The sequence below is a fragment of the Pantoea sp. PA1 genome (assembly GCF_056856975.1).
Map to the genome: position 1 here is coordinate 116,369 of NZ_JBXGEE010000001.1, position 22,580 is coordinate 138,948.

Below are 22,580 nucleotides of genomic sequence, written 5' to 3' on the forward strand. Positions count from 1 at the left end.
TTACTCTCCTCCGTCTCCTTCAAGAACGCTGTATTCAGCACTCAGGACAGATGCGTTATCCTGATCGACATCACTTTCGGCTTTCTCATCCAGCACTGCGGCCTTCTGCATTTCGATACTGACCGGCAGGTATTTGAACAGGCGACGGATGACCGTCTTCTTCGCCATCTCTTCCCAGTGCGTAACCCATGGGCCATTGGAAGATGCCTTGCTCTGCGCCTTGACCTTCTCGACCTGCTTAGCGGTCATGACCTCAAACTGAGTGCCGCCATCCTTGAGGCGTGCCACCGCATAAACATGGGTAATTGGCGCGTCTTCATTGTCGCCCGGGCGGTGAATCAGGTTTTCGTCCAGGCCATACTCAAAGCTGAACTCATCATCGGCGCGCACTACCCGTGCAGACAGACTGACGATTTGCCCCGAACGGCGGGCAAGGTCAATCATGCCGCGGTAGCCGATGATGAGCTGGACGTTTGACTGGCCTGATTTAGAGCGACCATTACCGAACGGCAGCAGATAGGCATGACCCAATGCGCTACCGGGTTCAAGACCAAGCTGTGAGCACTGGACAACGGCACCAATAAAGCTGCTCTGGTCGCAAGTTGCCAGCGCCGGTGTCTTGCGAATCTCGGTGGTGACGATGCGAATCATTCGGTCGGCCGTCATGTGGCGGGGAAGCGCGGCTGCAAGCTGGCTCTTCATGGCTGGCTGGTTCATGAAGCCGACCAGTGTCTGCTCAGGCGTTTTATTGGCAACCTGCTTGCTCTGCTGCGTCTTCTGCAGGTCAGCGCTGGCGATAGGTGGCTGGTTACTCATTCCTTAACTCCTTCGCCCAATAGGGCAGTGATAGGGTTGCGATGCCCGGCCATTCATTCCGTGACAGGCATTCTGCGAAAGTGTGGATGTTTCGTTTGTACTCAGCCCGACCGGCATCCTTTGCCTGCTGGTCCATGACGAACACCTGTACCGGATAGCGGCCGCAGTCAATTGACGTGCTTACAGCAAGGAACGCAAAGGTAGGTGTTTCATCGAAGTGCGATTCATAGCCGTCTGAGTAGAAGGCGTCCTGAACGTGATAGCGGTATGAGTAGAAGTCTTTCTGAAATTTGATGATGTCGGCCGTGCTTTTGACGTCCACGCACCAGTTGAAATCGGTGATGATTTTGTCCGGCCGGCAGCGGGATAGAACGCCGGTGTCGCGGTCATTCCAGTAAACGCTCGCCTCTGCATTTCCCTGTGCTTCAAGCATCCACCGGGCAATCGGATGAGCCATGGCGCTGTCACGCATCAGCTTCAGCTTCCGGTTGTCGTCGTGCGTTATAGGCGTGATTCCTTCTGCCTCGCACCGCTCCATAAACTCCTTTTCCTTCTCCTTGCCCGCAGTAGTCCGGCGGTTAACCTCAGGGCCTATCTCAAAGCGCTTGCTGAACTCGTCAGGCTCAAGCAGCAGGCAGTGCACGGCAGTGCCTAAATCCAGCGCGGCCGTCTTTTCCTCATCGACCGGCGCATGCTTTCGCCACTGGTAGATGGCCGGGCTTATCGCAATATCATCCAGTTGTGATTTGCTGATGCCCGGGCCGCCGTGATAGTCCTCGTTGCTGATGTCGTAGTAGATGCCAGGCTGCATTACGCCGCCTCCTGATTTCCGTGTTTGTTGCGGTAGATTTCGATCGCGACTTCACGTCTAGCTACCCGCACCATCGCCTCACGCAAAAACTCCTCAGCGGCTTCGTGCTGCTCGTCGTCTTCATCGAACATCTCTATAGCGGGATAGCCGTAATGACGCGTCAGGAAGTCGCACAGAGCGGGCATGAGCGGGTTTGTCTTGTGCTGATTCATCCGCGCATCGACTTCAGCAGAGATAAGCTCCAGCTCGCTTTCTGGCAGGCCGTCAGCAATATCCTGCACCTCATTCCTGGCCGTTCTGTTCAGTCTCATTTCCGCTCTCCTATGCCGAGGCTTTTCAGCATCAGGCTGATGAAGGTGAAGTCTTTGGCTTTCTCAGCCATCTCGCGCTGGCGCTCCAGCTCGTCCTGCTGCTTGCGGTACTGCTCAGCTGCTGCCGGTGCGTTCATGGTCTTCCCTCCTGCGCTACAACCTGCAGAAGACGCTCCCACAACTGCTGCAGGCGGCTCTTTGGCTTCCAAGACATAACGTCAGCGCCGGTAAGTTTGAAATCGAACATGGTGTTTTTGGGGCAGCCCGATGCCGCCCCAGCGATAGCGAAAGCCTGCATGGGGATACTCCGTTGAATGGGTTGGTGTAAAAAGAAGGGGGCCATTGCGGCCCCCATAAGGATGAAACGTTCTGGTTATCTATCCTGCTGAAATCTCAGCGTTGGTGCGTAGCACCGTCATGGCCTGTCGTGACAAGCCATTGCGTTGCTACTTATCCCAGCGGTAAATCGTGCATGAGTTGGCGAATGGCTCTCCGTTCTTTTTAATCTTCCTGCCAATTAGCCATTTTTGACCAGTGGTGGCATTTCCATATCGAGAGTCAACAATGTAAGTATTGCCTTCGCTTGTTACTTGCTGCCCCTGCTTAACGCCAAGCTCTTCAAGAGCGGCTAAAGCCCAATCCTGATTTACGCTTTCCAGCTCGCTTTGTAGGCGCTTAATTTCGTCGCTCAACCGAAAAGCCTTGTTTGATAACTCTACGTACTTCTCCATCCTCTCTCTCCTGTAGTGGTTACTGGCCCAATGCCTTGCTGATTACTGATGTCGCGCGAATTAACGGATGCTGAGGGTCACAATCGTCGGTTGACACAGCTAACACGTCCTCCACGTAATCACGCAGTTGGCGAAGCGCCTCAAGAAGCTCAGGCGCTGCGGCGATTAGTCTGGCGTTTGCGTCATCTTCATTCTGCATAGCAAAACACGTGGTAATTAAGTCGCCATTTGCATCGACGATACGATTCCACTTTTCGTTACCATCGGAAATCAACCACGGCCCTTTGCTGCCCGTAAACTCACTCATACATTCCCTCCTGCTATAAACCCCAGCACCATCAGCACGCCAAACACAAACAAGCCGAAATACCAGTCACTGTCGCTTAACATGGTGCCTCCAGATGTGAAAAAGGCCGCCTAAGCGACCTAATTAAAAACCCAACTCTCTGTCTCAGCGTTGTGTCCAAAGTTGTAATCTATGACGGGTTGAGTCAGGTCAACCTCCTTTAGCTGGGACACAACGGTAGAGACCACGGCCAAATCCTGCTTAAGTCTCATGAGATGGTATTTTTTTCTACGTAATAGGCTTTCAATAGCCAGCTTTTTTGATGAGAAAGCAAAAGATCGCTCAGCTGATTTGGCCACCTTCTTAATGGCATATCGTCCTTGTTTATTCTTCCACTCAGCCAACCAACGCTCTGGCTCGGCTTTGCAATTACGATTATCAATCCAGTGCGCAGGAACCAGCCACGCATAATGCTCGGTTTGATAGAAAGCCAGATACTGCAAGGCATAAACCTTAATGCCATCCTCTTCCACAGTGGTCTGATATTTCCAATAGACCGGCATTCCGTCATATTGGGATTCAGATTCTGGGTATGGAACGAGCCACGATTTGCTCATACTCAACCTCTCGCCGTTACGATGTCTTTTGATTTGCGATAGCCAATAAAAAAGCTGCGTTAGGCAGCCTCAGATTCGATGATTTGATGTTCAGCTACCTGCAAGGCGTGATATCTGGTGAAGCCAGCGCCGATGAAATAGCTGATCTCTCCATCTCCGTGATCGATAACCGTATAGGCGTTTTCAATCGCCTCTTCCGTGCCGTTCTCATACTTAATTTTCAGCGTTGCCATAACTACCTCGCTGTAACTGTTTCTGATTTGCGGTAACCCGCGTTGAATAATGCAATCTCAGGCAGACACACTGATGTGCTCTCATGCCTGTCACGCAGAGAAGGGGAGGAGACTGCCTTATCGATGCGGCTAATGTGCTTTGGTCCTGCAGCCTGCTCACGTTCAGCTGCACGTTTTGCCCTGCGGCGATTTCTGGCGTTATCAGAGGCCAGAATGGTCATTACGATTGTCATGGCTTCACCTATAGATATTTTGCGTAGATGCGATGGCATTCTTTTTCAGCCATATCAATTGCTGAATCCAAGCTCTCAGCACGAGGCTCGGTGTTATTACCGAGGCCAAGAACCTTAAAACCATTAATTGAACGCTCAATCCGAACACCAAATTCAGCTAAGAGGCGACAGAGCCGCTTTTTCTGTTCAGAACTGATACGACTAGACATAAGCACCTCCGGTAATTGGCTTAGGTGATTGGATGGCCGGCGCTGATCTCCGGCATAACGGACCACGAACTGCGCCGCAGCTACCCGGCTGGTTTCAGGTTAGGAACCTGTCCTTGCAATTAAGCTAGCTAAGCCCGCGCATCAGCCTGCGCATTCATCCAATCCCAAAGCCAACTTCAATTTGGTTCACCGCATTTCGGCGGAGACAAAACCCATCAATGTTAAAGAGCGATCCAACATTCTGTTGGTTACTGCGTCCTGCTGATGAGGTAAAGAATACTCTCAGTATTTAATTAAGTAAATACCCAGAGTATTTATTTCGATTGTTGAATAGCTATGCTATTGAAAAGATAGGCAATTTATTTTTACGAAGTGGGATCTGCAGGCACAAAAAGGCCCGCTCAGGGTTTGTTATGAAATGGCAAGCATAAAAAAACCGGCGCAATGGCCGGCTTTTTTAGTGGCTTGGTGCATTAAGATGCCCAGGCTGTCTTAGATGGTAGATACCCATTTCTCTTCCAGTCGGTCAGCACTTTTCGTGCAGCCCTAACGAAGTAGGGTTTCATTCCCTCATCAGACATTGGCGAGTTGAGATATAGCTCACCAGTGGATGAGTTGATGTTGAAGCGACCCTCGCGGCCGTTTCCATCAGTATATGAATAGGTTACGAGGTTGCCAACTGTCTCAATCATCCGGATTTGTACTAGAATCGCCATAATATGCCTCATCAGGATTCCAATCATAGCCCAGAAGAACAGTCTTGCGGTGCGCTTCGGTTTGCGACACCTGTTCTCTCATTTCGATTATAGACTCTAACTGCTCATGTTTAAACAGGTCTAAATCTGACTTAACAAAATCACCTTCGCAGTATCTAGACCATACATTGACTATATCGGGGTCAGCATCTAAGCGTCTTAACTGTTCGACGTCATCAATGATAATCCTATGCTTTCGGATAAAGATATGCTCTTTTACCCTGACTACAATACGCTCTGGCTTGCGTAGGTTGGAAGCAATTTTGGGAACATCGCTGAGATCTTTTCGGATCTCATCATAAGCCAGTTCGGCCCGATCCCAATCTTCAATTTTGTTGGCATCAAGAACTTTTCTGACTGAAATCTCAGCTTTGACTTCGACATCAAGCGACAATATTTCATCAATGCTCTGAAATGCCTTGATAAAAATATCATCATTCATTTTATGATCTCAGAAAGGCCCATTTCTTCGATAATGAAGCCGATGAGTACAATGTTATATTCTAAAAAGTTAGAAAATCCCCTCTGTCCCATCCCATAGGGTTTAATCAGAGAAAATCCAAATTGCACAACGCCGTCAGTATAAGATAAACAACCTGACATTGAGGTTCTATTTATCTCGTTGATTTTATTAAGAATAAAATCATTGTCAAGGCCGTCTTTTGACTGGAAGTTTATCAAGAAGACTACGTTATCGTGCTTGGTTTTTGCCATATAAACGCGAAGACCATTCTTGGTAATTCTTATTCCATTATAGCCTTCTCGCTCTTCGCAGTCATATCCCAGCTCAAGCAACCACTCTTTATAATCTTCTTGGCTAGTTTGTGTGCTTATCTTTTCCACAATATTATCCTTAATGAAATCTTTAGGCCTGAAGCTACAAGCATAACTGTAAAGAATTTTTTAACTTTAATCTCTAAACCAACCGCATCTTAGTCTCGATCGCAACACCCAGCACCTTACAATTACCGTTCACTGGCACCATAGGCCACTGAGGGTTGAGACCCTTTAAGTACTTCTGGCTACCGTCGATGATGAGCTTCTTGAACGTAGCTTCGTTGTCATCAGTCAGCTTTGCTACGACCAGACTGCCATTTACCGCCTCACGCCCTGTATCGAACAGTACATAGGTTCCTGCCGGAATGCTCAGTCCGATCGGCGCAGTCATCGAATCGCCTTCCACCTGCAACCAGAAAGCCTCTCCTTGCGTATGTGCGTCAGATTCAAGCCACATATCGACATCCTTAATCGTATAGGGTTCACAGGCTTCATCCCATGCGCCAGCCTGAACCTTGCTTAAAACGGGGTAGCGGGCAGTTGGCTTATGGTCTCTTGGATTAGAGACATTAGCGTCAACCGTGCTTGCGTAGCGGGAAACATCCTTGGCTAAGGTTGGGCTGATTTCAGAAACAGAGACATGCAGGAGCCGTGCTAACTCGGTCACTACCGGGACGTTGAGTGCTATGCGGCCATTCATGTAATGACCGACCGCACCCTGAGAAATTCCCAGAGAGTCAGCGATTGTGTACTGAGTGATTTTTAATTCTTTCTTCTTCGACTCATACAAAGCCTTCAGGCGCGCAGCGTCTGCAAGCTGTTCTGTCGTCAGTGACTTTTTGTTTTCCATCAACTCATTCTAATACCGCAAGTAATTACACTCAAAATACCCGGGATATTTACTTTAATGAATACCCGTAGTATTCTTTGTTGTGTATCTTCAAGGAGTGAGCCTATGAACCGAATGACACTTGAGGACTACGCAAAAATTCATGGGCAGGCGAAAGCCGCTAAAGATTTTGGCGTTATCCAATGTGCAATCAGCAAGGCCATTCGGACGGGGCGACAGATTTTTGTGACCGTTCAGTCCGATGGAACCGTTAAGGGTGAGGAGTTAAAGCCTTTCCCGAGCATCAAGAAGTAAGCAACACCGCTCTTTAAAACTCTGACCCCGCTCCCACCGAAATGTCGGAGCAACCTCAAGTGACTTGCTCACCGCAATGTCACGCAAGTTATTCAACTAAAGGAATTTTACATGATGGAAATTGCAAGCTATCGCAAAAAGGCGAGAGAGATTGAAAGCCAGTTACTGAACAAACTGGCTGAACGTGGACAGGGAACACTGGCGAAGGTGCTGGACCTGGACGACGCAGCTGTAAGCCGCATGAAGCGCCCATCAGGAAAGCAGCGTCACAGCTTCTTCCAGATGATGAGTCTGGCGCTGGCGTATCTGGATGTGGTGTCACCGGAGTCTGAAATGGCTCAGAGGTTGTTGCGTATTGAGCAGCTACTGACCAAAGAAAAGACCGAGATGAGCGGTAACTCATTCTCGGCCTGATAGATATTTGCGAACACAAATAACTGGAGAAAAGTATGCCAGGAATAACTGGATATGTAAACAGTGGCGGGGTGCTTTATGAGTAATCTCGCTTACAGCAACGTTTCACCAATCAGGCCTGACAAAGAGGCCGTGGAGCGCCGTGTGGTCGATACCGATAATGGGTTTACCAGAATCGCTAACGAACTACTGGAGGCTATCGCAAGCGCCGATTTAACAGCTCGTCAGTTGAAGCTCATGCTGGCTTACATCCGTAAAACGTACGGCTTCAACAAGAAATCAGATCGCATCGCAGATGAGCAGATTGCTCAGATTACTGGCCTGTCACGTCAGAACGTGAACAAGGCCAAGAAGGAGCTGATTTCAATGAAGTGTCTGATAGTCGAAGGGAGTCAAATCGGCGTTAACAAGGAGGTCTCAGCGTGGCAATTCAGCAAGTGTCTCCAAGTTAGCAACTTTGTCTCTAAGTCAGAGACTTCAAATGTCTCTAAGTTAGAGACTTTGGATGTCTCGAAGTTAGAGACACACAAAAGACATTCTTCAAAAGACAAGAAAGACAATATTAATAAACCCCCTATAGTCCCCCGTCCTGAAGAAGTGAAACCGGCTGAAAAGCCAAAAGCAAAAACCTTCGATCCGATGGACGTCGTACTGCCCGAATGCGTTCCAGCAGATCTGTGGGCCTCATGGGTCTCATATCGCAGGGATATCAAACAGGCAATCAAATCCAAGCAGACCGTCACCCAGGCGCTCAACCTGTTAAGCCGGTGTCATGCGAATGGTCATTCGCCTGAAGAAATCATCAACAACAGCATCGCTAACGGCTGGACCGGACTGTTTGAACCAAAACAGGCCAAGAGTCCCGTACGGCAGAATACAGGACCGGCGCGCGCCGTGGCTGAGCGGTTTAACGAGAAAGATTACGGTCACACTCAAATGCCCTCATGGGCGCAGGAGTAACTCATGAGCTACGAAAACCAGATTGCCAACGATACTCGCGAGAAGATCGCAAAGGTGCAGCGTCAACTCGACGAGCTTGCTTCACCCCCTAAGCAGATTGAAAACACCGTTTTCGAATTCATTCAGGCAGTGTGTGACAAGCATGGAGCATTCGAGCAGCGATGCCGGAAAATGAGCATTGGCGTTGGTGGGAAGGAGATGATCACCAAGAGCGAGTGCAAAAAATGCCTGGAAGAGAAGCTTTCCAGACTGAAAAGCGACGAGGACAGCATTGCCCGCCGCCGCCGTGAAAGCGAAATTATGCGCCTGATGGGAAACCTGAACCTGCCACAGCGGTTTGCGCCTTCAACTCTGGATAACTACGAGCCAGCAAATCAGGACGCAGAGCGCTGCCTGAAGCTTTGCAAAGCTTACGCAGCCAAATGGGCCGACCGGCGCAAGCAGGGTGGCGGAATGGTCATGTGCGGCAAGCCTGGCACCGGTAAGAACCATCTTGCCCTGGCTATTGCTAAGCACGTCATCAACGAGCATCAGCACTCAGCCATGTTTACCACAGCTTTGCGTGTTGCCCGGGCTTACAAATCAACATGGGGTAAGAACGCGGAGCGTACAGAGTACGAGGTAATCAGCGCATACACCGATCCAGACCTTCTCATCATCGATGAGATTGGTGTGCAGTTCGGCAGCGAAGCTGAAAAGCTGATTCTGTTCGAGGTGATCAACACCCGATACGAGCAGATGAAGCCAACGATTCTTATCAGCAACCTCCCGCTTGAAGAGCTGACCGCATTCATCGGTGAGCGCGTAATCGACCGCATGAACGATGGCGGCGGCTGCACGCTCGCTTTCACCTGGGAATCCTATCGCTCACGGGGTGCCGCATGAAACAGGTAACTCAACTGGTAATTAATACGCCGCTGATGCGTCAGGCCCGCAATCTGCAGCTGGCAATCATCGACCTTGCGAAGAAGCGCGACCTGAAGCCTGAGCAGTTCCGGGCGCACCTGAACGCTATCGACATGCTGGCGCGAGAAGCACACGACCTGATGGTTGATGCGGAAGATGAGCAGCAGGAATCAAGGAGTCACCAATGAACAAGCTAACCTCTGAGAAGCGCAAAGAGCTGCTGGAAGAGATTAAATACAACCGCGAAAATTGCTTCCTATCCGAAAAAACCAAAATTCTGATGGATATTGCCGAGTCGGTAATACTGGAGCAGCAGGAGCGGGGTGAGGGTGAGTGGATTGAGTGGGGTGGTGGGGACCAGCCAGTAAGCGATTACTCAGTTGTCGAGGTTAAGTTCCGAAATGGCTCGGTTGAAAAGGGTGAATTTGCTGAGTGCTATGAGTGGAATCACGGATACCATGACCTATCAACCACTGAGGTCGACATCATCGCCTACCGCATCATTGAGAGTAATGGGAAGGAAAAATGATTTCGATAATTGGTTCAATTCTAGTCTGGATTCTTATCGTAATTGGCTGCATTGGCGCTCTTCTCTGCGCTGTTATCGGCTTCATTGTAATGGTTAATTTCCCTACCAGATTTCGATAAGGAGCCAGCTAGTGAAAATCTACCGCATCATCCCGGAGCGGGCCACCAATCAGAATGGAGAGCAGTGATATGAGTGACAAGTTAAAGCCATGCCCATTCTGCGGCGGTAAACCAACCGTAAGAGATGGCACGTATAGCGGATCTGCCATTCACATTTCATGCAGGTGTGGCGCTCAGATGTTTGGGGGGAGGAATCATTTTGGCAGCGAGCAAGAAGCCGTAGAAGCCTAGAATGTGCGCAATTATCAGGAGGACGCATGAACAACGTAATTCCCTTAAAACGCTCTGAGCATGTCATATCAGACGCTGAGCTGGATAAGCTGGCTATCGATATCAGCCGTTTCGCTCAGAAGCATGCAGGCACACTCAGCCTGAGCCACGGCATCAGGAAGTTACTCAGCGACGCATTAAAGCGAGACAAACGTGATGGAGACTCAACGTTACCTGTTGCGTGACAGCAACATCCGACAGAACTGCATCACTGCCATCCAGCAACTACCCGCCAATCCCGACAAGCCTCTGCAGGTAACCATCCAGGAAGACACCAGAAGCCTTGCGCAAAACCGCATGCTTTGGGCCTGCCTGCATGACGTATCAAGCCAGGTGGTCTGGTACGGGAAGAAGCTCGACGCAGAGAGCTGGAAGCATATTTTCAGCGCCAGCCTGAAAGGGCAGGAGACGGTGCCGGGCATTAACGGCGGCTTTGTGGTGCTGGGGCAGTCAACAAGCAAAATGCGCGTCAGTGAGATGCGTGACCTAATCACACTAATCCATGCCTTCGGTGCCGAGCGGAACGTCAGGTTTAGCGACGAGTCAGCGCGGGCGGCTGAATGGGCTAATCGATTCGGGAGTAGAGTATGAGCAAATTAACCACTGCAATTCTGGATGTGCTTTCTGATGGCGAATGGCACACCTCAAAAGAAATCACCGACCGCGCCTGCGTGATGGCCTCAGCTAAGCGGAAAAACGTGGATGTAGCCCTTCATGACATGACCGACAGCAACAAGATAAAGCGTCAGCGGTTTGGCAATACCGACCACGATTACCAGTACCGGATGGGAACGGTAAACATGGGTTTTGGCCGTAGCTACAACATGGCGATGCTGGATAGCCTGCTGGCAACAGTAAGGGGTGCTCATGCGAATGACATGGTTCGTGCATGACCCTGTAGACACCGACACCGCCGCCGAACTCCTTTCACGCTACGCCTCCCGCAATATCAAAACTCAGAAGACACTCTCAGCAGACCCACGCCTCTGGCTGGTGAGCGCCTTGCTGCCTGAGTCCCGGGAAGAGCCAAAGCCGAGCCGGCAGTATAAAAACCCAATGTGGAGCTGAAGATGAAACCAAATACCGACTACACGAAAATGGACATGCTCATTCAGGAGCGAATTGCTGCAGGCAAAAACACCTTTATGAAAATCGATGGCGGGCCGGTTTATGAAGAGGCCTCCCGATTGTCTGAAGAGACTGGTAGCCCAGCCTTCCGCATTATCGATCGGCGACTTCAGGCAATGCGCAAGAAGGGGTTAATCAAATACACCACAGCCGAGAAATGGACGGTGAACTATGTGTGAACGCTGCTGCCGCTGCCACACCATCCTTACCTCAGAAGACAAGTATCACTACGGGGCTAACTGCGAAAACTGCGAGGTAGATCGCCGCTATGAAGACCACGAACGGGACCAGCCAATCAAGTCAGCCTACTGGCGCTGGCGAGCCATCTGCTTCTGTGTGCGCTGGCTGTGGAACTCAGCTGCAGGATACCGAAGTCTACGCCTGTGGTTGCTGTCTCGACCTGTGGCTACTGGCCGATCCGAACTTCGACATGACAGGAGAAAGTGATGGTTAAAGGCACCAAGCCGCCGAAGCCGAAGAAGTGCAAATGCTGTCCTGAAAAGTTTACCCCCCGTAATAGCCTCCAGACCGTCTGTTCTCCCAAATGTGCCATCCAACTCGCTAACCAGCTATCCGAGCGCAAGCAAAAGCGCCTGGAGAAAGAGCAGCGCGCTGCATGGAACAAACGCAAAGCCGATGTGAAGCCGTTAAGCCACTGGATGAACATGACCCAGCGGGCATTCAACGACTACATCCGGGCGCGGGATGGGAATATCTGCATCAGCTGTGGCAGCACGACAGCGGTCAGCTATCACGCAGGGCACTACAGGACGACTGCAGCGGCTTCTCAGTTACGTTTTAACGAGGATAACGTTCACAGCCAGTGCAGTGCGTGCAATACGCATCAGTCAGGCAACATCAGTCCATACCGCATCAATCTAATCACCAAAATCGGCCTTCATCGCGTTCTGGCGCTCGAATCAAACAACGAACCTCACCGATACACCAGAGAAGAATTGGACAGCCTCAGGGCGCGTTACAGGGCTGCTCTGCGTGAATTGGTAAAGCAGAGGGAAGCAGCATGAAAAGATATAAGGTCACCATAACCCACGTCGTCGAAATACAGGCCGATAACGCGTGTGCGGCCAGCGACTTTGCCAAAAAGCTAAGTCTTAACGGCCCGCTTTCATCAATCTCCCGAACGTTCAGCGCCATGAACTCACATGTATCGGATTTCTGGTTCGCATCCAGAACGCCTGAGCAGACAGCCAAAGTTCGTGTGGAGGCAGCATGACCCTATACCTCAGAGAGAAGTGGCTCAGGCTACTGCTCAACTTCAGACCAATCACCCCAGCCATTCAGCCCGCTCATATTCAATCGTGGGACATCCAGCCTGAGAGGAAGAAACGATGAGTCTTGAAGCAACCGTTAAGTACCACTTCCCGAAGACAGCAAGCTTTGCCGGTATGCCGCCTGCAACAGCCTCTGATGCGTTATCTGGCACTGACTACATGGCAGCTATGGGAATGACGCAAAGTCGCGCTCCTCTGGGTTATAGTGCGTTTATGGGGAAGGTTGGAGTAAGCGATAACGACGCCCGACGCGCCGTATCGTTATTGACTGAATATGCTTTGAGTACCTGCGATAAGGTTGCCGCCCTTCGCAAGCTAGACCCTGATGTTAAACCAGCTGTGATGCAAACTCTCGCAACTTATGCGTACATGGATTATTGCCGCAGTGCGGCCAGCGTCAAACCGTGCGAATGCTGCCAGGCTAAAGGATTTATTGAGGCTGACGTGTTCAGTATGAAGTCGCCGCTTTCGGGTGGCGCCGCTCGGAGTGTGAAGGAGGTTGTCCGGGTTCTCTGCAAGACCTGTAACGGTAAGGGCGTCGTATCGTCGTCATGCCGGGACTGCAGCGGGAGAGGGCGAGCGGTTGATCGCAAGTTGACTGAAGAGCAGGGCGTGCCGGTGATGGGCGACTGTAAGCGATGCTGTGGTCGTGGGTATGAGCGTATTCCTGCTGTAGAGGCGTTTCGCAGCGTGGCCGCCATTACCGATGCAATCAGCCTGGCTACGTGGGATCGGAGTGGTAAGCCGTTCTATGACCAGTTAATCGGCAAGCTGGAAACTGAAGAGTCGTGGGCCAACGCCGCGCTGAATAAGGTTACCGGATAGCGCAATCGGAAATAGCTCATTATTTTATCGTGGGCTATTTACTTTTCAGGAATCTGGGGATATGATTCCTAACAGTTGAAGTTGCGCGCTGTTGTTTAACGCGATAACTTAATCCAGTCAGTTCCATCACTGATAAATGTGGATGCCAAAGAGCCTCGCGACCTCACCAGTCGGCGGGGCTTTTTTATTATCCGCTTCAGGGTATAAGCATGAAACTATCCCTTCCATGGGATAGGTGTCCATAACTGCTGCGAAGTCACGATTAAGATTTGATACTTTCGGCAAACATCGCCAAAGCCTTCGTCACTACTGCTGACTGAGGTAGTCCTGTTTGCTCTGCCAGTGATTCAAGAAGCGCGATTGTGTCGGTGTGCAATTTGATGCCTTTCACCTTCATGCCGCGCTTCTCATCACTGCGTTTTTGCCGATCGTCGTTAGTTGATTTCATAACGTCACCACTCTAAAATCTGGGGTGGGGTTGGAGGGGATTTCTCCCCTCCGCCTGACTGTCTTAGTAAGCTGGCGAGCTAATCACTAAGAGAACAATCAGGATGATGATTAACTTCATCATAACCCTTACCTCATGTTGGCCTCTGCTTCGGTAGAGGCCTTCCCGTTTCAGCGTCCTGCTGATGAAATACATTGTAGGTTAACCTACATCTGAGCGCAAGTGTTTTCTCTGCGCTTCTACAGAAATTTCAAAGAATTATTAAGGCTCACTCCGGTGGGCCTTTTTCGTTTATCGCCCCTGCCAATCATCATCGACTCTCACCCTTTCCTGTGTGGCAGCGGGAGATCTTTTATTTCCTACAGCAATTTGCCGGAAACCTCCGGGCAATGCCGGAGACGGCCTATGAAACTAAACCTTTCTGGCCGCGAGGTCAGGTATGAATGACAGCTTAGTCACCAGTATCGGCGCGATCATCTTTGGCACCGGCGCGGTTGCTTTGTTCTGGCGTCCACTGATATCTGGTCTTGCCAATATCGTGGCGGGCAATCGGGCTACAGGCGAGATTATCACTGGCTATAAAGACCAGGTATCTCAGCTTAAATCGGACAATGCCTTGCTTCGCGAACAAAACGATGAGTTACGCGCCCGCCACGATGAAAACATCATTCGCATATCTGCCCTTGAGACCGACCTCAAAGTCATCAAAAACGCTCTACGCGTCATGCTGGCTATGTCAGGGGCGAACCTTGATGAGCGATTCCGAACTGAGGTAAACGGGCTGATTGGCAAGCTCGGAGACGGAAACGATGACAAACCCTAATAAGACGGCGCAAAAGCGGGGTATTTACCTCGGAGTTCTGATGCTGGCGCTGAGTATGATTTGCGTGGCCATGACGATCATCTTTGTCTACGTCAGCGAAAAATCAAACCAGCGCGTTGAAGAAATCAGGCAGGACTATCGCGCAGTGGCAAACCGACGCGATAAGAAAGTTGATGTGCTGTCCGGCCAGGTATCGGCCCTGCAGCAAAAGCTCAATGTACTGCCTGACCAGACGGCGGACAAGACCGCTGACAAGGTGAAGAAGGTAGTGGCAGAGGACGATAACAAATGAGCCAGATTATCCCGATCCTGAATTTTGAAGAGGGCTACGTTGAAACGCCTTACCTTGACACGCTGGGCTTTCCAACTGTGGCGGGCGGTATCCGCATCGGTCCTAAAGGGGCATCGCTGAGCAATTACACTTTCAGCGTTCCCCGCAGTGTTGGCGACGTCTGGAAGGCGGTGATTGTTGACGCCAAAAAGATTGAGATGAGCAAGCGCCAGAATATCGCTGCGGCGATAAAGCAGTGCAACCCGGCGCGAGAAGACATTCTCATCTCTATGGCTTATCAACTGGGTGTCGATGGGCTGGCTCAGTTCAACAGGGCTCTTATCTTCATCTCAAACGGTGACTTCAATAGTGGCGCTAACGAGATGCTGAACAGCCTTTGGGCCAGCCAGACACCTGGTCGCGCTCGACGCCACGCTGAAGTGATGCGCACTGGTTCCTACGATATTTACAAGGGGAAGATATGAACTTCCTTATCTGGTTCCTGGTTGTAGCGGCCGTCGTTATTGTGGTGCTGCTCATCCGCAAGTACACCAGCCTGGAGTTTGTCGCCCATGCAAAGCTTCTATTCAAGGCGTACAGCGTATGGCTTGCATCAGCTGGTTCCGCACTTAGCGCGTGGGTGCAGTCATTCCCGCAAAATGCGCTCGATGCATGGAATGTGCTGCCGCCTGATATCAAATCGTTTCTGCCTCAGAACTACCTAGGAATGATTGGCGCATTCATGGTGGCGATGGGGGTGATTGCCCAGTTTGTGCGGCAGAAAAAGTTGCTCGCCAGTAAGCAGGAAATGGAGAGTCAGCCATGACGCTTATCACTTCACTGTTTTCAGGTTGGTGGACAGAGGTTCTCGCCGGCGCAGCTGTTCTGGTCGCGCTGTTTGCCAGTTACTTCGGCGGAAAGAAAATCGGCACCACTCAGACCCAGGCTAAAGCAGACGTCAAAGCTGCTGAAGTGAAGTCTGAGCAGGTTCAGGCTGTGGCAAAGAAGCAGTCCGACAACACGGAGAAAGCGAACAGTGTTAAACAGGCCAATGCTGCTCTCAGTGATTCTGCTCAGCGCGACAAGCTGCGCAACTCACGATTCAACTCCGACGACTGATTCGCCGGTCGCCACGGTCGATTCTCTCTGCACTCAGGATTCTGTGATCCGCACCCATGGCAAAGACGCCGACCTGATGGATATCCGAACCGTCAGGGCGATTAACGACCACAACGACCTCTGGGTGAAGCTGTGCGGAGAGCCCAAATGAACATCTTCAAGCGAGCCTGGCTATGGCTCATCACCAAGAAGGGAAATGAAGTGAGCGAACCCATTACTGATACCACAGCTGTGACAACGGACCCGACTAGCATTACCGCCGATACTGCCGCCGTTACCGCCACACCGGCAGCTGAAGTTAAATCAGGCGTTCAGGACTTCGAAGCGGCACTGGCATTCGTAGAGAGTGGCGTAGCACAGTTGGGTGCAGCGGCGAAAGATGAGCTGAAAGCACTGGCTAAGAAGTATCTCTGAAGACATTACAAAGGCCATTCGTGGAGTGGCTTTGATAATGCTTACCCGACAGTAGCATTGTCGAGAGTGCCCGCGGGAGCCAGCGACGTTAAACAAAGTCAATCCCGCATATTTCCCAAAGCGTCGCTCTGTCGCTGTCTCAGCTTACATCAATGAACCGAAGATCCTCGCGGGGAGACTGAGCTGTTAATCAATAACAGAGAAGCAGGGTTATAGGCGAAAGCTGAATTCCCCGACATGCGGTGAACGCCCACCGTGCGAGTTGCAGGCGTGGCACTCTGAGAGAAGAGGCAATAAACCAAAGAGGAAATTATGGCGACCGAAAAGAAAATGGGCCGCCCGACTGACTACCTTACGGAAGTAGCTGAAGACATCTGCAACCTGCTTATGCTGGGCGAGAGTCTTCGCTCCATCTGCAAGCGTCCGGGCATGCCTGCAATCAGAACTGTTATGTACTGGTTGCAGAGACACGAAGACTTCATGCAACAGTACGCGCGCGCACGCGAAGTTCAGGCTGAATTGCTGGCCGAAGAAATCATCACGATTGCGGATGACAGCAGCGGCGACGTCATTGTTGATGATGATGGCAACGAGCAGACCAACCATGAACGAGTTGCCCGCTCCCGCCTCCGTGTTGATGCCCGCAAATGGTACGCATCCAAGCTGGCACCGAAGCGCTATGGCGATAAGGTGACGCATGAGCAGAACATTACGATCACCGACCTTACAGACGCTGAGCTTGATGCCAGACTGCAGGAGCTAACCAATGCAAAATCTCAGCCGGGAGCAGAAGATTGAGCTGGTAAAGCTGCTGGAAGAGAAGAGACGACGCGAGAACGTTTATCGCTATCGTGGCTTCTATCAGTCACGTCACCCCTGGCAGAAGCGATTTATTGCCAGCACCAAAGAATATTCCCAGTCAGCTCTCATCGCTGCTAACCGCGTTGGCAAAACCGAGACGGCGACGTACATCGACGCCATCCACGCGATGGGTGATTACCCGGATGAGTGGACAGGCCACAGATTTGATCATGCGCCACTTACCTGGGTGCTGGGCTACTCCGGTGAGAAATGCCGCGACCTGCTTCAGACGCCAATCATCGGGCGCAAAACGGATAATGGCTGGGAAGGCGGCCTGATACCCGGCGAGCTGATTATCGGCGTTGAGGCCATGACCGGCACACCAAACGCCGTACGCTCCGTGTACATCAAGCACAAGTCAGGCGGCACAGCAAAGATTCAGTTCTGGTCCTACTCGCAGGGCCAGCACGCATTAATGGGTGACAGCGTCGACTGGTTCCACATCGATGAAGAACCCAAAGACCCCGACATCTTCCCACAGGTTCTGACACGTACAGCGACCGGTGACCGTGGCAATGGCGGGCGTGGCATTCTGACGTTCACGCCAGAGAACGGTCGCACCGACCTCGTTATCGGCTTCATGGACACACCCAGCGCCGCACAGACGTGCATGAATGTTGGCTGGGATGATGCTCCACACCTCAGCGAAAAGGTGAAGACAGAGCTTCTGGCATCATTTCCTGCGCATCAGCGCGACATGCGAACCAAAGGCATACCGATGCTGGGCCACGGTCGAATCTATGACCTCGCCGATGATGCAATCATGTGTCAGCCGTTCCCATGCCCCGATCACTTCTTCGTCATTGACGGCCAGGACTTTGGCTGGGACCACCCGCAGGCGCACGTTCAGCTTTGGGAAGACCGGGATGAAGACGTTATTTATGTCGCTCATGTGTGGAAGGCCAGAGAGAAAAAGGCCGATGAAGCGTGGCGGATGGTTAAACGCTGGGCCGATGGTGTTCCCGTTGCATGGCCTCACGATGGCCTTCAGCACGAGAAGGGCGGCGGTCAGCAGCTTAAAGAGCAATACAAAGCTGAAGGCTTCAGGATGCTGGCAGAGCACGCGACATGGCCGGACGGCAATTACAAGGTTGAGCCTGGCATCCATGAGATTCGCGAGCGCATGCTTGATGGCAAGTTCAAAGTGTTCAGCACATGCCCGGAATTCTTTGAGGAGTTCCGCATGTATCACCGCGATGAGCACGGCAAGATTGTGGCGATCAACGATGACGTCCTGTCAGCCGTTCGCTACGCCTATATGATGCGTCGGTCAGGCAAGCAGATGTTCAGCATCAAATCACCCCGCAAGAAGGCTCGCGTAGCCACCACAGAATACAACCTATTCGGGAGTTAACCATGGGTATCGAAACCGGCGCTCTGGCTGCTTATGCTGCCATTGCCTCTGCTGCCGTGGGCGCAGGAACAGCAGTGTACTCGGCAACACAGAATAAAGCGCCAGGCGTAAAAGGAGCACTGGCTCCAAACGCAGACGCCGCAACAGCGCAGGCAGATGACCTGCTTCGCAAGCGTTCACGTCAGGGCATCAATGCCAACATCCTCAGCGGCTCCGGTGGTGCAGGAAGCGTGGGCGCATCTTCTACCGGGCAGAAATCACTCTTAGGCGGTTAGCATGGCGAAGGAAAACGACGAACTGCTTGACCAGATACTCCGCGACCAGTCGACAATGGAAACATCCCGGTCAGCATGGGAGCAGCTCTGGCAGGAAGTAGCAGAGCGTTGTTTACCCCGCGGGGCTGACTTCAAGGGTGAGATTCGCGACGGTCAGAAGAAGTCCGATAAGGCCATTGATTCAACGCCGATTGTTGCGCTTGAGCGATTTGCTGCAGCGATGGAGTCAGTTATTACGCCTCGTACACAGACGTGGCATGGCCTGCAGAACGAGAGGTTCAGCGACGACACTGAAGTGCAGGAGTACTTCGAGGAAGTCACAAAGGTTCTGTTCCGGCTGCGATACGCGCCGTGGGCCAACTTCGCCAACCAGATGAGTGAGAACTACATCTCGCAGGGCGCATTTGGCAATGGCTGCATGTACGTCGACGAGCTGCCCGGCAAGGGCATGCGCTACCTGACGTATCACCTCCGTGAGATTTACTACGAGGAGAACTATCAGGGTATCGTCGACCTCGTTCACCGCAAGTTCAAACTCAACGCCCGGCAGGCTGTACAGCAGTTTGGCAAAGACAATCTGCCGGAGAGCATTCAGCGCGCCTCTGAATCAGCCCCGATGAGCAAGTTTGAGTTCATCCACCGCGTGTGTCCGAACACAGAAATCCAGTTCACCGAAGACGGTAAGCCGAAGCAGGACCACACAGGCATGCCGTGGGCGTCCTATTACATCTGCAAGGAAGGGCGGAAGATTGTCCAGCAGAGCGGCTATCACACAATGCCGTACTGCATTGGTCGCTACTACAAGTCACCCGGTGAGACATACGGGCGCGGTCCGGGCATGACAGCTTTGCCAGACATCAAAGTGCTCAACGAGATGAACCGTGAGACGCTGATTGGTGCGCAGCTAGCGAACCGTCCGCCGATTCTTGTGGCTGATGATGGTGTGCTGGACACGTTTAACCTGACGCCTGCGGCAATCATTCCCGGTGGCATGAGCTCGAACGGCTCACCACTGGCCGCGCCTTTCACGTCCGGTTCCCAGCCTAATCTCGGGCTGGAGATGATGGACCAGAAGCGCCAGCTGATTAATGACGTCTTCCTCGTCACGCTGTTCCAGATTCTGGTGGATAACCCACAGATGACGGCAACAGAGGCGATGCTGCGCGCTCAGGAAAAAGGCCAGCTCATGGCCCCGACTGCCGGTCGAATCATGTCAGAGCAGCTTGGTCCGATGATTGAGCGTGAGATTGATATCTGCGCCCGTAACGGCCTGCTGCCCGATCCGCCTCAGCAGCTTATCGATGCCGGGATGGAATATGACATCGACTACAAATCTCCGCTGGTGCGTATGCAGCGCGCAGAGCAGGGGCAGGGCATCCTCACCACGCTGGGAGTTGTCAGTCAGGCCGCACAGTTCGATCCAAGCGTTCTCGGCCTTGTGAAGTACGGCAAGGCAATCAGGGAGCTGGCTGACATCAACGGTATGCCGCTGTCCCTGCTGCTCACCGAAGAGGAAGAGCAGGAAGCCAAAGCGGCTCAGGCGCAGCAGGAGCAGCTGAACAACCTGCTTAACGCCGCGCCGAACATCGCGACCGCAGCTGACAAGCTGGCATCTGCTAACCAGAAAGCCAATACACCACTACCCGCACCGCAATAACCACCTGAAGGGATGACATGAGCAGATTAATTCTGAGGCGTGCGCGTGCCTTTAGGGCGGTATTTGGCACCACTGGCAAGCGCACCAAAGAGCAGGAGATTGTTATCAAGGTGCTGGGTGACTTCTGCCGGGTGAATAAGTCCAGCGTGACGGTATCACCTATTCACCGGCAGGTAGACCCGCTGGCAACGTGCGTGGCTGAAGGCCGTCGCGAAGTGATGAGTCGCATCTCTCAATATCTTCAGCTCGACCAGGAAGAGCTGATCCGAATTATCAACGAGGCAGAGAAAACCGATGTTTAACATTCGTGACCTTATTCGCGTTTACATGAACGAAGCCGGTGAAGCCGACCAGTCTGGTGCAGGTGACATTCTTCAAGCGGGCACTGAAGGCCAGCCGCAGTCAAACAGCACCAATCTGCTGGGCGGTGACGAACAGCAGCAGCCCGCAGAGCCGTTCCTTTCAGCACTTCCTGCAGAGGGTGATGCAGAGGGCTGGGGCAACGTCTGGAACAAACTCGGACGACCTGAGACGGCTGATGGCTATGAGCTGCCAGTACCAGAAGGTGACAGCGGTGAGTTTGCCGGCGCGGCCAGCGGCAAGATGCATGAGCTTGGGCTCAGCAAGTCGCAGGCTCAGGGTATCGCTGAGTGGTACAACACCCAGCAGTCGCAGATGGTTGAGCAGTTTAATCAGCAGCGCGAGCAACAGGCCACAGAGAATGTTGCTGCCATCCGCAAGGAGTGGGGCAATAACTTCGATACCAATGTTGCAGTAGCCAACAAGGCCATCTCTGCGTATCTGGCACCTGAAGCCATTCAGGCGCTGAAAGAGAGCGGGCTGGGTAGCAATCCTCACATCGTCAAAGCATTCCACAAAATCGGCCAGTCGCTTTCCGAGGCGAAGGTCATCAATGGCGAGCCGTCTCAGAGCGGACCCAAATCAACAGAAGACATCTTCTACGGAAGCAACTAAAGGAACCATAACCGATGGCTATTATTGGTAACACGGCCCTTACCCTGGCCGACTGGGCTAAGCGTCAGGACCCCGACCTGAAACAGGCTCGCATCATTGAGATGCTGAACCAGAAGAACCCTATCCTACTGGATATGCCGTTCATCGAATCCAACGCGCCGACCCACCACCGCACCACCGTTCGCACCTCGCTGCCCGCCGCTCAGTGGCGTCGCATCAACAAGGGTGTGAGTAAAGGCAAGTCGACCACAGCGCAGGTCGATGAAGCTGTTGCGATCATGGAAACCTACTCTGAGGTCGATAAAGAGCTGGCTGACCTGAACGGCAACACCGGTGCATTCCGCCTGTCCGAAGCTCAGGCCTTTATTGAAGGCATGAACCAGCAGATGGCCTCAACTCTGTTCTATGGCAACAAGGCGAACGACCCTGCTTCATTCGATGGCTTTGCGACGCGTTATAACGACAAAGACGCAGAGAACGGCAAAAACATCATCGACGCTGGCGGCACAGGCAGCAACCTGACCTCGATCTACATCGTGGGCTGGGGCGATCAGACTGTTCATGGCCTGTACCCGAAAGGCTCTAAAGCCGGCCTCAGCCATACCGACAAGGGCCAGCAGACGCTTTTCGATGCGGATGGTGATCCGTACGAAGGCTATCGCGATCACTTCCAGTGGAAAACCGGCCTGGCTGTCCGTGACTGGCGCTACGTGGTGCGTATCGCGAATATCGACGTAACCAAAATGCTGGACGAAAAGGCCAACGGCAAGTTCGCTACAGACCTGGTGCGCCTGATGATTGCAGCGACTCACATCCTGCCAGACCGCAGCGCTCGCATGGGCATTTACATGAACCGCACGCTTGGCGGCTTCTTTGACATGCAGGCGGTGGAGAAACCATCTCTCGGCCTGAACATCATCAAAGACACCGAAGGCCGACCATGGACTGATTTCCGTGGCATGCCGTTCCGCGAAACCGATGCCATTATCGATGGCGAAACTGCTGTAGCGTAAGGAG

General features: G+C 52.2%; 40 protein-coding genes and 1 pseudogene. 26 read left to right on the plus strand and 15 right to left on the minus strand.

The features are described from left to right. From recT to AC1V0D_RS00665, 13 genes and pseudogenes are all read right to left on the minus strand, one after another. Window positions 1-816, minus strand: coding sequence for a recombination protein RecT (gene recT / locus AC1V0D_RS00605; protein WP_482906821.1), 816 nt, complete (start codon window positions 814-816; stop codon window positions 1-3). After that, a pseudogene (locus AC1V0D_RS00610) lies at window positions 809-1,627 on the minus strand (PD-(D/E)XK nuclease-like domain-containing protein); the annotation flags it as partial. The pseudogene AC1V0D_RS00610 and the gene recT, both read right to left, overlap by 8 nt. Continuing rightward, the gene (locus tag AC1V0D_RS00615) at window positions 1,627-1,938 is read right to left on the minus strand and encodes a hypothetical protein (RefSeq protein ID WP_482906822.1); all 312 of its coding nucleotides are present in this window, start codon (window positions 1,936-1,938) and stop codon (window positions 1,627-1,629) included. The gene AC1V0D_RS00615 and the pseudogene AC1V0D_RS00610, both read right to left, overlap by 1 nt. After that, window positions 1,935-2,075: a hypothetical protein gene (locus tag AC1V0D_RS00620; RefSeq protein ID WP_427102727.1), complete on the minus strand. Its 141-nt coding sequence runs from the start codon at window positions 2,073-2,075 to the stop codon at window positions 1,935-1,937. The genes AC1V0D_RS00615 and AC1V0D_RS00620 overlap by 4 nt, the downstream gene beginning before the upstream one ends. A 309-nt stretch (window positions 2,076-2,384) precedes the next feature. Continuing rightward, window positions 2,385-2,669 (minus strand): hypothetical protein, encoded by a 285-nt coding sequence (locus AC1V0D_RS00625; RefSeq protein ID WP_482906823.1) that lies wholly within the window; start codon window positions 2,667-2,669, stop codon window positions 2,385-2,387. 19 nt (window positions 2,670-2,688) lie between these two features. Continuing rightward, on the minus strand, window positions 2,689-2,976 hold the full coding sequence (locus tag AC1V0D_RS00630) for a hypothetical protein (protein ID WP_482906824.1): 288 nt from the start codon (window positions 2,974-2,976) through the stop codon (window positions 2,689-2,691). 119 nt (window positions 2,977-3,095) lie between these two features. Then, complete coding sequence (locus AC1V0D_RS00635; protein WP_482906825.1) at window positions 3,096-3,572, minus strand: hypothetical protein; 477 nt, start codon at window positions 3,570-3,572, stop codon at window positions 3,096-3,098. A gap of 59 nt (window positions 3,573-3,631) precedes the next feature. Further along, window positions 3,632-3,805, minus strand: coding sequence for a hypothetical protein (locus AC1V0D_RS00640; protein WP_482906826.1), 174 nt, complete (start codon window positions 3,803-3,805; stop codon window positions 3,632-3,634). Window positions 3,806-3,807: 2 nt separating this feature from the next. Next, window positions 3,808-4,038: a transcriptional antitermination N peptide gene (locus AC1V0D_RS00645; RefSeq protein WP_482907389.1), complete on the minus strand. Its 231-nt coding sequence runs from the start codon at window positions 4,036-4,038 to the stop codon at window positions 3,808-3,810. Window positions 4,039-4,046: 8 nt separating this feature from the next. Further along, complete coding sequence (locus AC1V0D_RS00650) at window positions 4,047-4,247, minus strand: hypothetical protein (RefSeq protein WP_286863217.1); 201 nt, start codon at window positions 4,245-4,247, stop codon at window positions 4,047-4,049. Window positions 4,248-4,931: 684 nt separating this feature from the next. Further along, window positions 4,932-5,444, minus strand: a complete 513-nt coding sequence (locus tag AC1V0D_RS00655; RefSeq protein ID WP_482906827.1) for a hypothetical protein — start codon at window positions 5,442-5,444, stop codon at window positions 4,932-4,934. Further along, window positions 5,441-5,845: a hypothetical protein gene (locus tag AC1V0D_RS00660; protein ID WP_482906828.1), complete on the minus strand. Its 405-nt coding sequence runs from the start codon at window positions 5,843-5,845 to the stop codon at window positions 5,441-5,443. Before AC1V0D_RS00660 ends, AC1V0D_RS00655 begins: the two co-directional genes overlap by 4 nt. 73 nt (window positions 5,846-5,918) lie before the next feature. Then, window positions 5,919-6,629, minus strand: coding sequence for a LexA family protein (locus tag AC1V0D_RS00665; RefSeq protein ID WP_482906829.1), 711 nt, complete (start codon window positions 6,627-6,629; stop codon window positions 5,919-5,921). Between the two features lie 105 nt (window positions 6,630-6,734). Here AC1V0D_RS00665 and AC1V0D_RS00670 point away from each other — a divergent pair, with 105 nt between their 5' ends. The 13 genes from AC1V0D_RS00670 (at window position 6,735) to AC1V0D_RS00730 (ending at window position 13,366) form a co-directional block, all read left to right on the plus strand. Further along, window positions 6,735-6,923 (plus strand): Cro/CI family transcriptional regulator, encoded by a 189-nt coding sequence (locus AC1V0D_RS00670; protein ID WP_078805206.1) that lies wholly within the window; start codon window positions 6,735-6,737, stop codon window positions 6,921-6,923. A gap of 111 nt (window positions 6,924-7,034) precedes the next feature. Further along, window positions 7,035-7,337 carry a CII family transcriptional regulator gene (locus tag AC1V0D_RS00675; protein ID WP_482906830.1) on the plus strand — a complete coding sequence of 101 codons (303 nt, stop codon included), beginning with the start codon at window positions 7,035-7,037 and terminating at the stop codon, window positions 7,335-7,337. Window positions 7,338-7,415: 78 nt separating this feature from the next. Then, complete coding sequence (locus tag AC1V0D_RS00680) at window positions 7,416-8,297, plus strand: replication protein (protein ID WP_482906831.1); 882 nt, start codon at window positions 7,416-7,418, stop codon at window positions 8,295-8,297. A gap of 3 nt (window positions 8,298-8,300) precedes the next feature. After that, the gene (locus AC1V0D_RS00685; protein ID WP_482906832.1) at window positions 8,301-9,182 is read left to right on the plus strand and encodes an ATP-binding protein; all 882 of its coding nucleotides are present in this window, start codon (window positions 8,301-8,303) and stop codon (window positions 9,180-9,182) included. After that, on the plus strand, window positions 9,179-9,391 hold the full coding sequence (locus AC1V0D_RS00690) for a hypothetical protein (protein ID WP_482906833.1): 213 nt from the start codon (window positions 9,179-9,181) through the stop codon (window positions 9,389-9,391). Before AC1V0D_RS00685 ends, AC1V0D_RS00690 begins: the two co-directional genes overlap by 4 nt. Continuing rightward, window positions 9,388-9,732, plus strand: coding sequence for a hypothetical protein (locus AC1V0D_RS00695; protein WP_482906834.1), 345 nt, complete (start codon window positions 9,388-9,390; stop codon window positions 9,730-9,732). The genes AC1V0D_RS00690 and AC1V0D_RS00695 overlap by 4 nt, the downstream gene beginning before the upstream one ends. A gap of 188 nt (window positions 9,733-9,920) precedes the next feature. Continuing rightward, the gene (locus AC1V0D_RS00700; protein WP_482906835.1) at window positions 9,921-10,082 is read left to right on the plus strand and encodes a Lar family restriction alleviation protein; all 162 of its coding nucleotides are present in this window, start codon (window positions 9,921-9,923) and stop codon (window positions 10,080-10,082) included. Window positions 10,083-10,108: 26 nt separating this feature from the next. Further along, window positions 10,109-10,306 carry a hypothetical protein gene (locus AC1V0D_RS00705; protein WP_482906836.1) on the plus strand — a complete coding sequence of 66 codons (198 nt, stop codon included), beginning with the start codon at window positions 10,109-10,111 and terminating at the stop codon, window positions 10,304-10,306. After that, window positions 10,278-10,712: a recombination protein NinB gene (locus AC1V0D_RS00710; protein WP_482906837.1), complete on the plus strand. Its 435-nt coding sequence runs from the start codon at window positions 10,278-10,280 to the stop codon at window positions 10,710-10,712. The genes AC1V0D_RS00705 and AC1V0D_RS00710 overlap by 29 nt, the downstream gene beginning before the upstream one ends. Beyond that, window positions 10,709-11,014, plus strand: coding sequence for a hypothetical protein (locus AC1V0D_RS00715; RefSeq protein ID WP_482906838.1), 306 nt, complete (start codon window positions 10,709-10,711; stop codon window positions 11,012-11,014). Before AC1V0D_RS00710 ends, AC1V0D_RS00715 begins: the two co-directional genes overlap by 4 nt. Before the next feature lie 177 nt (window positions 11,015-11,191). Next, window positions 11,192-11,428 carry a hypothetical protein gene (locus AC1V0D_RS00720; protein WP_482906839.1) on the plus strand — a complete coding sequence of 79 codons (237 nt, stop codon included), beginning with the start codon at window positions 11,192-11,194 and terminating at the stop codon, window positions 11,426-11,428. Window positions 11,429-11,695: 267 nt separating this feature from the next. Then, entirely contained in the window at window positions 11,696-12,274 is a 579-nt protein-coding gene (locus AC1V0D_RS00725) for a recombination protein NinG (protein WP_482906840.1), read from the plus strand. A gap of 324 nt (window positions 12,275-12,598) precedes the next feature. After that, a complete protein-coding gene (locus AC1V0D_RS00730; RefSeq protein ID WP_482906841.1) occupies window positions 12,599-13,366 on the plus strand; it encodes an antitermination protein in 768 nt (255 codons plus the stop codon). 262 nt (window positions 13,367-13,628) lie between these two features. On the opposite strand, the gene AC1V0D_RS00735 is transcribed toward AC1V0D_RS00730, so the two are convergent. Continuing rightward, window positions 13,629-13,814, minus strand: coding sequence for a hypothetical protein (locus AC1V0D_RS00735; protein WP_482906842.1), 186 nt, complete (start codon window positions 13,812-13,814; stop codon window positions 13,629-13,631). A gap of 63 nt (window positions 13,815-13,877) precedes the next feature. After that, complete coding sequence (locus AC1V0D_RS00740) at window positions 13,878-14,009, minus strand: type I toxin-antitoxin system Ibs family toxin (RefSeq protein ID WP_150043443.1); 132 nt, start codon at window positions 14,007-14,009, stop codon at window positions 13,878-13,880. A 244-nt stretch (window positions 14,010-14,253) separates the two neighbouring features. Between AC1V0D_RS00740 and AC1V0D_RS00745 the strand changes: the two genes are divergently transcribed. The 13 genes from AC1V0D_RS00745 to AC1V0D_RS00805 all read left to right on the plus strand — a co-directional run bounded on the left by AC1V0D_RS00745 (window position 14,254) and on the right by AC1V0D_RS00805 (window position 22,576). After that, window positions 14,254-14,637 carry a hypothetical protein gene (locus tag AC1V0D_RS00745; RefSeq protein WP_482906843.1) on the plus strand — a complete coding sequence of 128 codons (384 nt, stop codon included), beginning with the start codon at window positions 14,254-14,256 and terminating at the stop codon, window positions 14,635-14,637. Next, window positions 14,624-14,929, plus strand: a complete 306-nt coding sequence (locus AC1V0D_RS00750) for a hypothetical protein (protein WP_482906844.1) — start codon at window positions 14,624-14,626, stop codon at window positions 14,927-14,929. The genes AC1V0D_RS00745 and AC1V0D_RS00750 overlap by 14 nt, the downstream gene beginning before the upstream one ends. Further along, window positions 14,926-15,393, plus strand: coding sequence for a hypothetical protein (locus AC1V0D_RS00755; protein WP_482906845.1), 468 nt, complete (start codon window positions 14,926-14,928; stop codon window positions 15,391-15,393). The genes AC1V0D_RS00750 and AC1V0D_RS00755 overlap by 4 nt, the downstream gene beginning before the upstream one ends. Then, the gene (locus tag AC1V0D_RS00760) at window positions 15,390-15,734 is read left to right on the plus strand and encodes a DUF7940 domain-containing protein (RefSeq protein ID WP_482906846.1); all 345 of its coding nucleotides are present in this window, start codon (window positions 15,390-15,392) and stop codon (window positions 15,732-15,734) included. Before AC1V0D_RS00755 ends, AC1V0D_RS00760 begins: the two co-directional genes overlap by 4 nt. Then, window positions 15,731-16,027, plus strand: coding sequence for a hypothetical protein (locus AC1V0D_RS00765; protein ID WP_482906847.1), 297 nt, complete (start codon window positions 15,731-15,733; stop codon window positions 16,025-16,027). The genes AC1V0D_RS00760 and AC1V0D_RS00765 overlap by 4 nt, the downstream gene beginning before the upstream one ends. 147 nt (window positions 16,028-16,174) lie before the next feature. After that, entirely contained in the window at window positions 16,175-16,441 is a 267-nt protein-coding gene (locus AC1V0D_RS00770; protein WP_482906848.1) for a hypothetical protein, read from the plus strand. 312 nt (window positions 16,442-16,753) lie between these two features. Further along, window positions 16,754-17,239 (plus strand): terminase small subunit-like protein, encoded by a 486-nt coding sequence (locus tag AC1V0D_RS00775; RefSeq protein WP_482906849.1) that lies wholly within the window; start codon window positions 16,754-16,756, stop codon window positions 17,237-17,239. Next, window positions 17,208-18,656 carry a phage terminase large subunit family protein gene (locus AC1V0D_RS00780; RefSeq protein ID WP_482906850.1) on the plus strand — a complete coding sequence of 483 codons (1,449 nt, stop codon included), beginning with the start codon at window positions 17,208-17,210 and terminating at the stop codon, window positions 18,654-18,656. Before AC1V0D_RS00775 ends, AC1V0D_RS00780 begins: the two co-directional genes overlap by 32 nt. A gap of 2 nt (window positions 18,657-18,658) precedes the next feature. Continuing rightward, window positions 18,659-18,931 carry a hypothetical protein gene (locus tag AC1V0D_RS00785; RefSeq protein WP_325954673.1) on the plus strand — a complete coding sequence of 91 codons (273 nt, stop codon included), beginning with the start codon at window positions 18,659-18,661 and terminating at the stop codon, window positions 18,929-18,931. A gap of 1 nt (window position 18,932) precedes the next feature. Further along, window positions 18,933-20,588, plus strand: coding sequence for a portal protein (locus tag AC1V0D_RS00790; RefSeq protein WP_426607444.1), 1,656 nt, complete (start codon window positions 18,933-18,935; stop codon window positions 20,586-20,588). Window positions 20,589-20,605: 17 nt separating this feature from the next. Beyond that, on the plus strand, window positions 20,606-20,890 hold the full coding sequence (locus AC1V0D_RS00795; RefSeq protein ID WP_482906851.1) for a Bbp19 family protein: 285 nt from the start codon (window positions 20,606-20,608) through the stop codon (window positions 20,888-20,890). Continuing rightward, entirely contained in the window at window positions 20,883-21,563 is a 681-nt protein-coding gene (locus AC1V0D_RS00800) for a hypothetical protein (RefSeq protein ID WP_482906852.1), read from the plus strand. The genes AC1V0D_RS00795 and AC1V0D_RS00800 overlap by 8 nt, the downstream gene beginning before the upstream one ends. A gap of 14 nt (window positions 21,564-21,577) precedes the next feature. Continuing rightward, a complete protein-coding gene (locus tag AC1V0D_RS00805) occupies window positions 21,578-22,576 on the plus strand; it encodes a major capsid protein (protein ID WP_482906853.1) in 999 nt (332 codons plus the stop codon). The last annotated feature ends 4 nt before the right edge of the window (window positions 22,577-22,580 follow it).

Coding starts and splice junctions, on each gene's coding strand:
- recT (WP_482906821.1), bottom strand. CDS start 816: ATGAGTAACCAGCCACCTATCGCCAGCGCTGACCTGCAGAAGACGCAG.
- AC1V0D_RS00615 (WP_482906822.1), bottom strand. CDS start 1,938: ATGAGACTGAACAGAACGGCCAGGAATGAGGTGCAGGATATTGCTGAC.
- AC1V0D_RS00620 (WP_427102727.1), bottom strand. CDS start 2,075: ATGAACGCACCGGCAGCAGCTGAGCAGTACCGCAAGCAGCAGGACGAG.
- AC1V0D_RS00625 (WP_482906823.1), bottom strand. CDS start 2,669: ATGGAGAAGTACGTAGAGTTATCAAACAAGGCTTTTCGGTTGAGCGAC.
- AC1V0D_RS00630 (WP_482906824.1), bottom strand. CDS start 2,976: ATGAGTGAGTTTACGGGCAGCAAAGGGCCGTGGTTGATTTCCGATGGT.
- AC1V0D_RS00635 (WP_482906825.1), bottom strand. CDS start 3,572: ATGAGCAAATCGTGGCTCGTTCCATACCCAGAATCTGAATCCCAATAT.
- AC1V0D_RS00640 (WP_482906826.1), bottom strand. CDS start 3,805: ATGGCAACGCTGAAAATTAAGTATGAGAACGGCACGGAAGAGGCGATT.
- AC1V0D_RS00645 (WP_482907389.1), bottom strand. CDS start 4,038: ATGACAATCGTAATGACCATTCTGGCCTCTGATAACGCCAGAAATCGC.
- AC1V0D_RS00650 (WP_286863217.1), bottom strand. CDS start 4,247: ATGTCTAGTCGTATCAGTTCTGAACAGAAAAAGCGGCTCTGTCGCCTC.
- AC1V0D_RS00655 (WP_482906827.1), bottom strand. CDS start 5,444: ATGAATGATGATATTTTTATCAAGGCATTTCAGAGCATTGATGAAATA.
- AC1V0D_RS00665 (WP_482906829.1), bottom strand. CDS start 6,629: ATGGAAAACAAAAAGTCACTGACGACAGAACAGCTTGCAGACGCTGCG.
- AC1V0D_RS00670 (WP_078805206.1), top strand. CDS start 6,735: ATGAACCGAATGACACTTGAGGACTACGCAAAAATTCATGGGCAGGCG.
- AC1V0D_RS00675 (WP_482906830.1), top strand. CDS start 7,035: ATGATGGAAATTGCAAGCTATCGCAAAAAGGCGAGAGAGATTGAAAGC.
- AC1V0D_RS00680 (WP_482906831.1), top strand. CDS start 7,416: ATGAGTAATCTCGCTTACAGCAACGTTTCACCAATCAGGCCTGACAAA.
- AC1V0D_RS00685 (WP_482906832.1), top strand. CDS start 8,301: ATGAGCTACGAAAACCAGATTGCCAACGATACTCGCGAGAAGATCGCA.
- AC1V0D_RS00690 (WP_482906833.1), top strand. CDS start 9,179: ATGAAACAGGTAACTCAACTGGTAATTAATACGCCGCTGATGCGTCAG.
- AC1V0D_RS00695 (WP_482906834.1), top strand. CDS start 9,388: ATGAACAAGCTAACCTCTGAGAAGCGCAAAGAGCTGCTGGAAGAGATT.
- AC1V0D_RS00700 (WP_482906835.1), top strand. CDS start 9,921: ATGAGTGACAAGTTAAAGCCATGCCCATTCTGCGGCGGTAAACCAACC.
- AC1V0D_RS00705 (WP_482906836.1), top strand. CDS start 10,109: ATGAACAACGTAATTCCCTTAAAACGCTCTGAGCATGTCATATCAGAC.
- AC1V0D_RS00710 (WP_482906837.1), top strand. CDS start 10,278: ATGGAGACTCAACGTTACCTGTTGCGTGACAGCAACATCCGACAGAAC.
- AC1V0D_RS00715 (WP_482906838.1), top strand. CDS start 10,709: ATGAGCAAATTAACCACTGCAATTCTGGATGTGCTTTCTGATGGCGAA.
- AC1V0D_RS00720 (WP_482906839.1), top strand. CDS start 11,192: ATGAAACCAAATACCGACTACACGAAAATGGACATGCTCATTCAGGAG.
- AC1V0D_RS00725 (WP_482906840.1), top strand. CDS start 11,696: ATGGTTAAAGGCACCAAGCCGCCGAAGCCGAAGAAGTGCAAATGCTGT.
- AC1V0D_RS00730 (WP_482906841.1), top strand. CDS start 12,599: ATGAGTCTTGAAGCAACCGTTAAGTACCACTTCCCGAAGACAGCAAGC.
- AC1V0D_RS00735 (WP_482906842.1), bottom strand. CDS start 13,814: ATGAAATCAACTAACGACGATCGGCAAAAACGCAGTGATGAGAAGCGC.
- AC1V0D_RS00740 (WP_150043443.1), bottom strand. CDS start 14,009: ATGTATTTCATCAGCAGGACGCTGAAACGGGAAGGCCTCTACCGAAGC.
- AC1V0D_RS00745 (WP_482906843.1), top strand. CDS start 14,254: ATGAATGACAGCTTAGTCACCAGTATCGGCGCGATCATCTTTGGCACC.
- AC1V0D_RS00750 (WP_482906844.1), top strand. CDS start 14,624: ATGACAAACCCTAATAAGACGGCGCAAAAGCGGGGTATTTACCTCGGA.
- AC1V0D_RS00755 (WP_482906845.1), top strand. CDS start 14,926: ATGAGCCAGATTATCCCGATCCTGAATTTTGAAGAGGGCTACGTTGAA.
- AC1V0D_RS00760 (WP_482906846.1), top strand. CDS start 15,390: ATGAACTTCCTTATCTGGTTCCTGGTTGTAGCGGCCGTCGTTATTGTG.
- AC1V0D_RS00765 (WP_482906847.1), top strand. CDS start 15,731: ATGACGCTTATCACTTCACTGTTTTCAGGTTGGTGGACAGAGGTTCTC.
- AC1V0D_RS00770 (WP_482906848.1), top strand. CDS start 16,175: ATGAACATCTTCAAGCGAGCCTGGCTATGGCTCATCACCAAGAAGGGA.
- AC1V0D_RS00775 (WP_482906849.1), top strand. CDS start 16,754: ATGGCGACCGAAAAGAAAATGGGCCGCCCGACTGACTACCTTACGGAA.
- AC1V0D_RS00780 (WP_482906850.1), top strand. CDS start 17,208: ATGCAAAATCTCAGCCGGGAGCAGAAGATTGAGCTGGTAAAGCTGCTG.
- AC1V0D_RS00785 (WP_325954673.1), top strand. CDS start 18,659: ATGGGTATCGAAACCGGCGCTCTGGCTGCTTATGCTGCCATTGCCTCT.
- AC1V0D_RS00790 (WP_426607444.1), top strand. CDS start 18,933: ATGGCGAAGGAAAACGACGAACTGCTTGACCAGATACTCCGCGACCAG.
- AC1V0D_RS00795 (WP_482906851.1), top strand. CDS start 20,606: ATGAGCAGATTAATTCTGAGGCGTGCGCGTGCCTTTAGGGCGGTATTT.
- AC1V0D_RS00800 (WP_482906852.1), top strand. CDS start 20,883: ATGTTTAACATTCGTGACCTTATTCGCGTTTACATGAACGAAGCCGGT.
- AC1V0D_RS00805 (WP_482906853.1), top strand. CDS start 21,578: ATGGCTATTATTGGTAACACGGCCCTTACCCTGGCCGACTGGGCTAAG.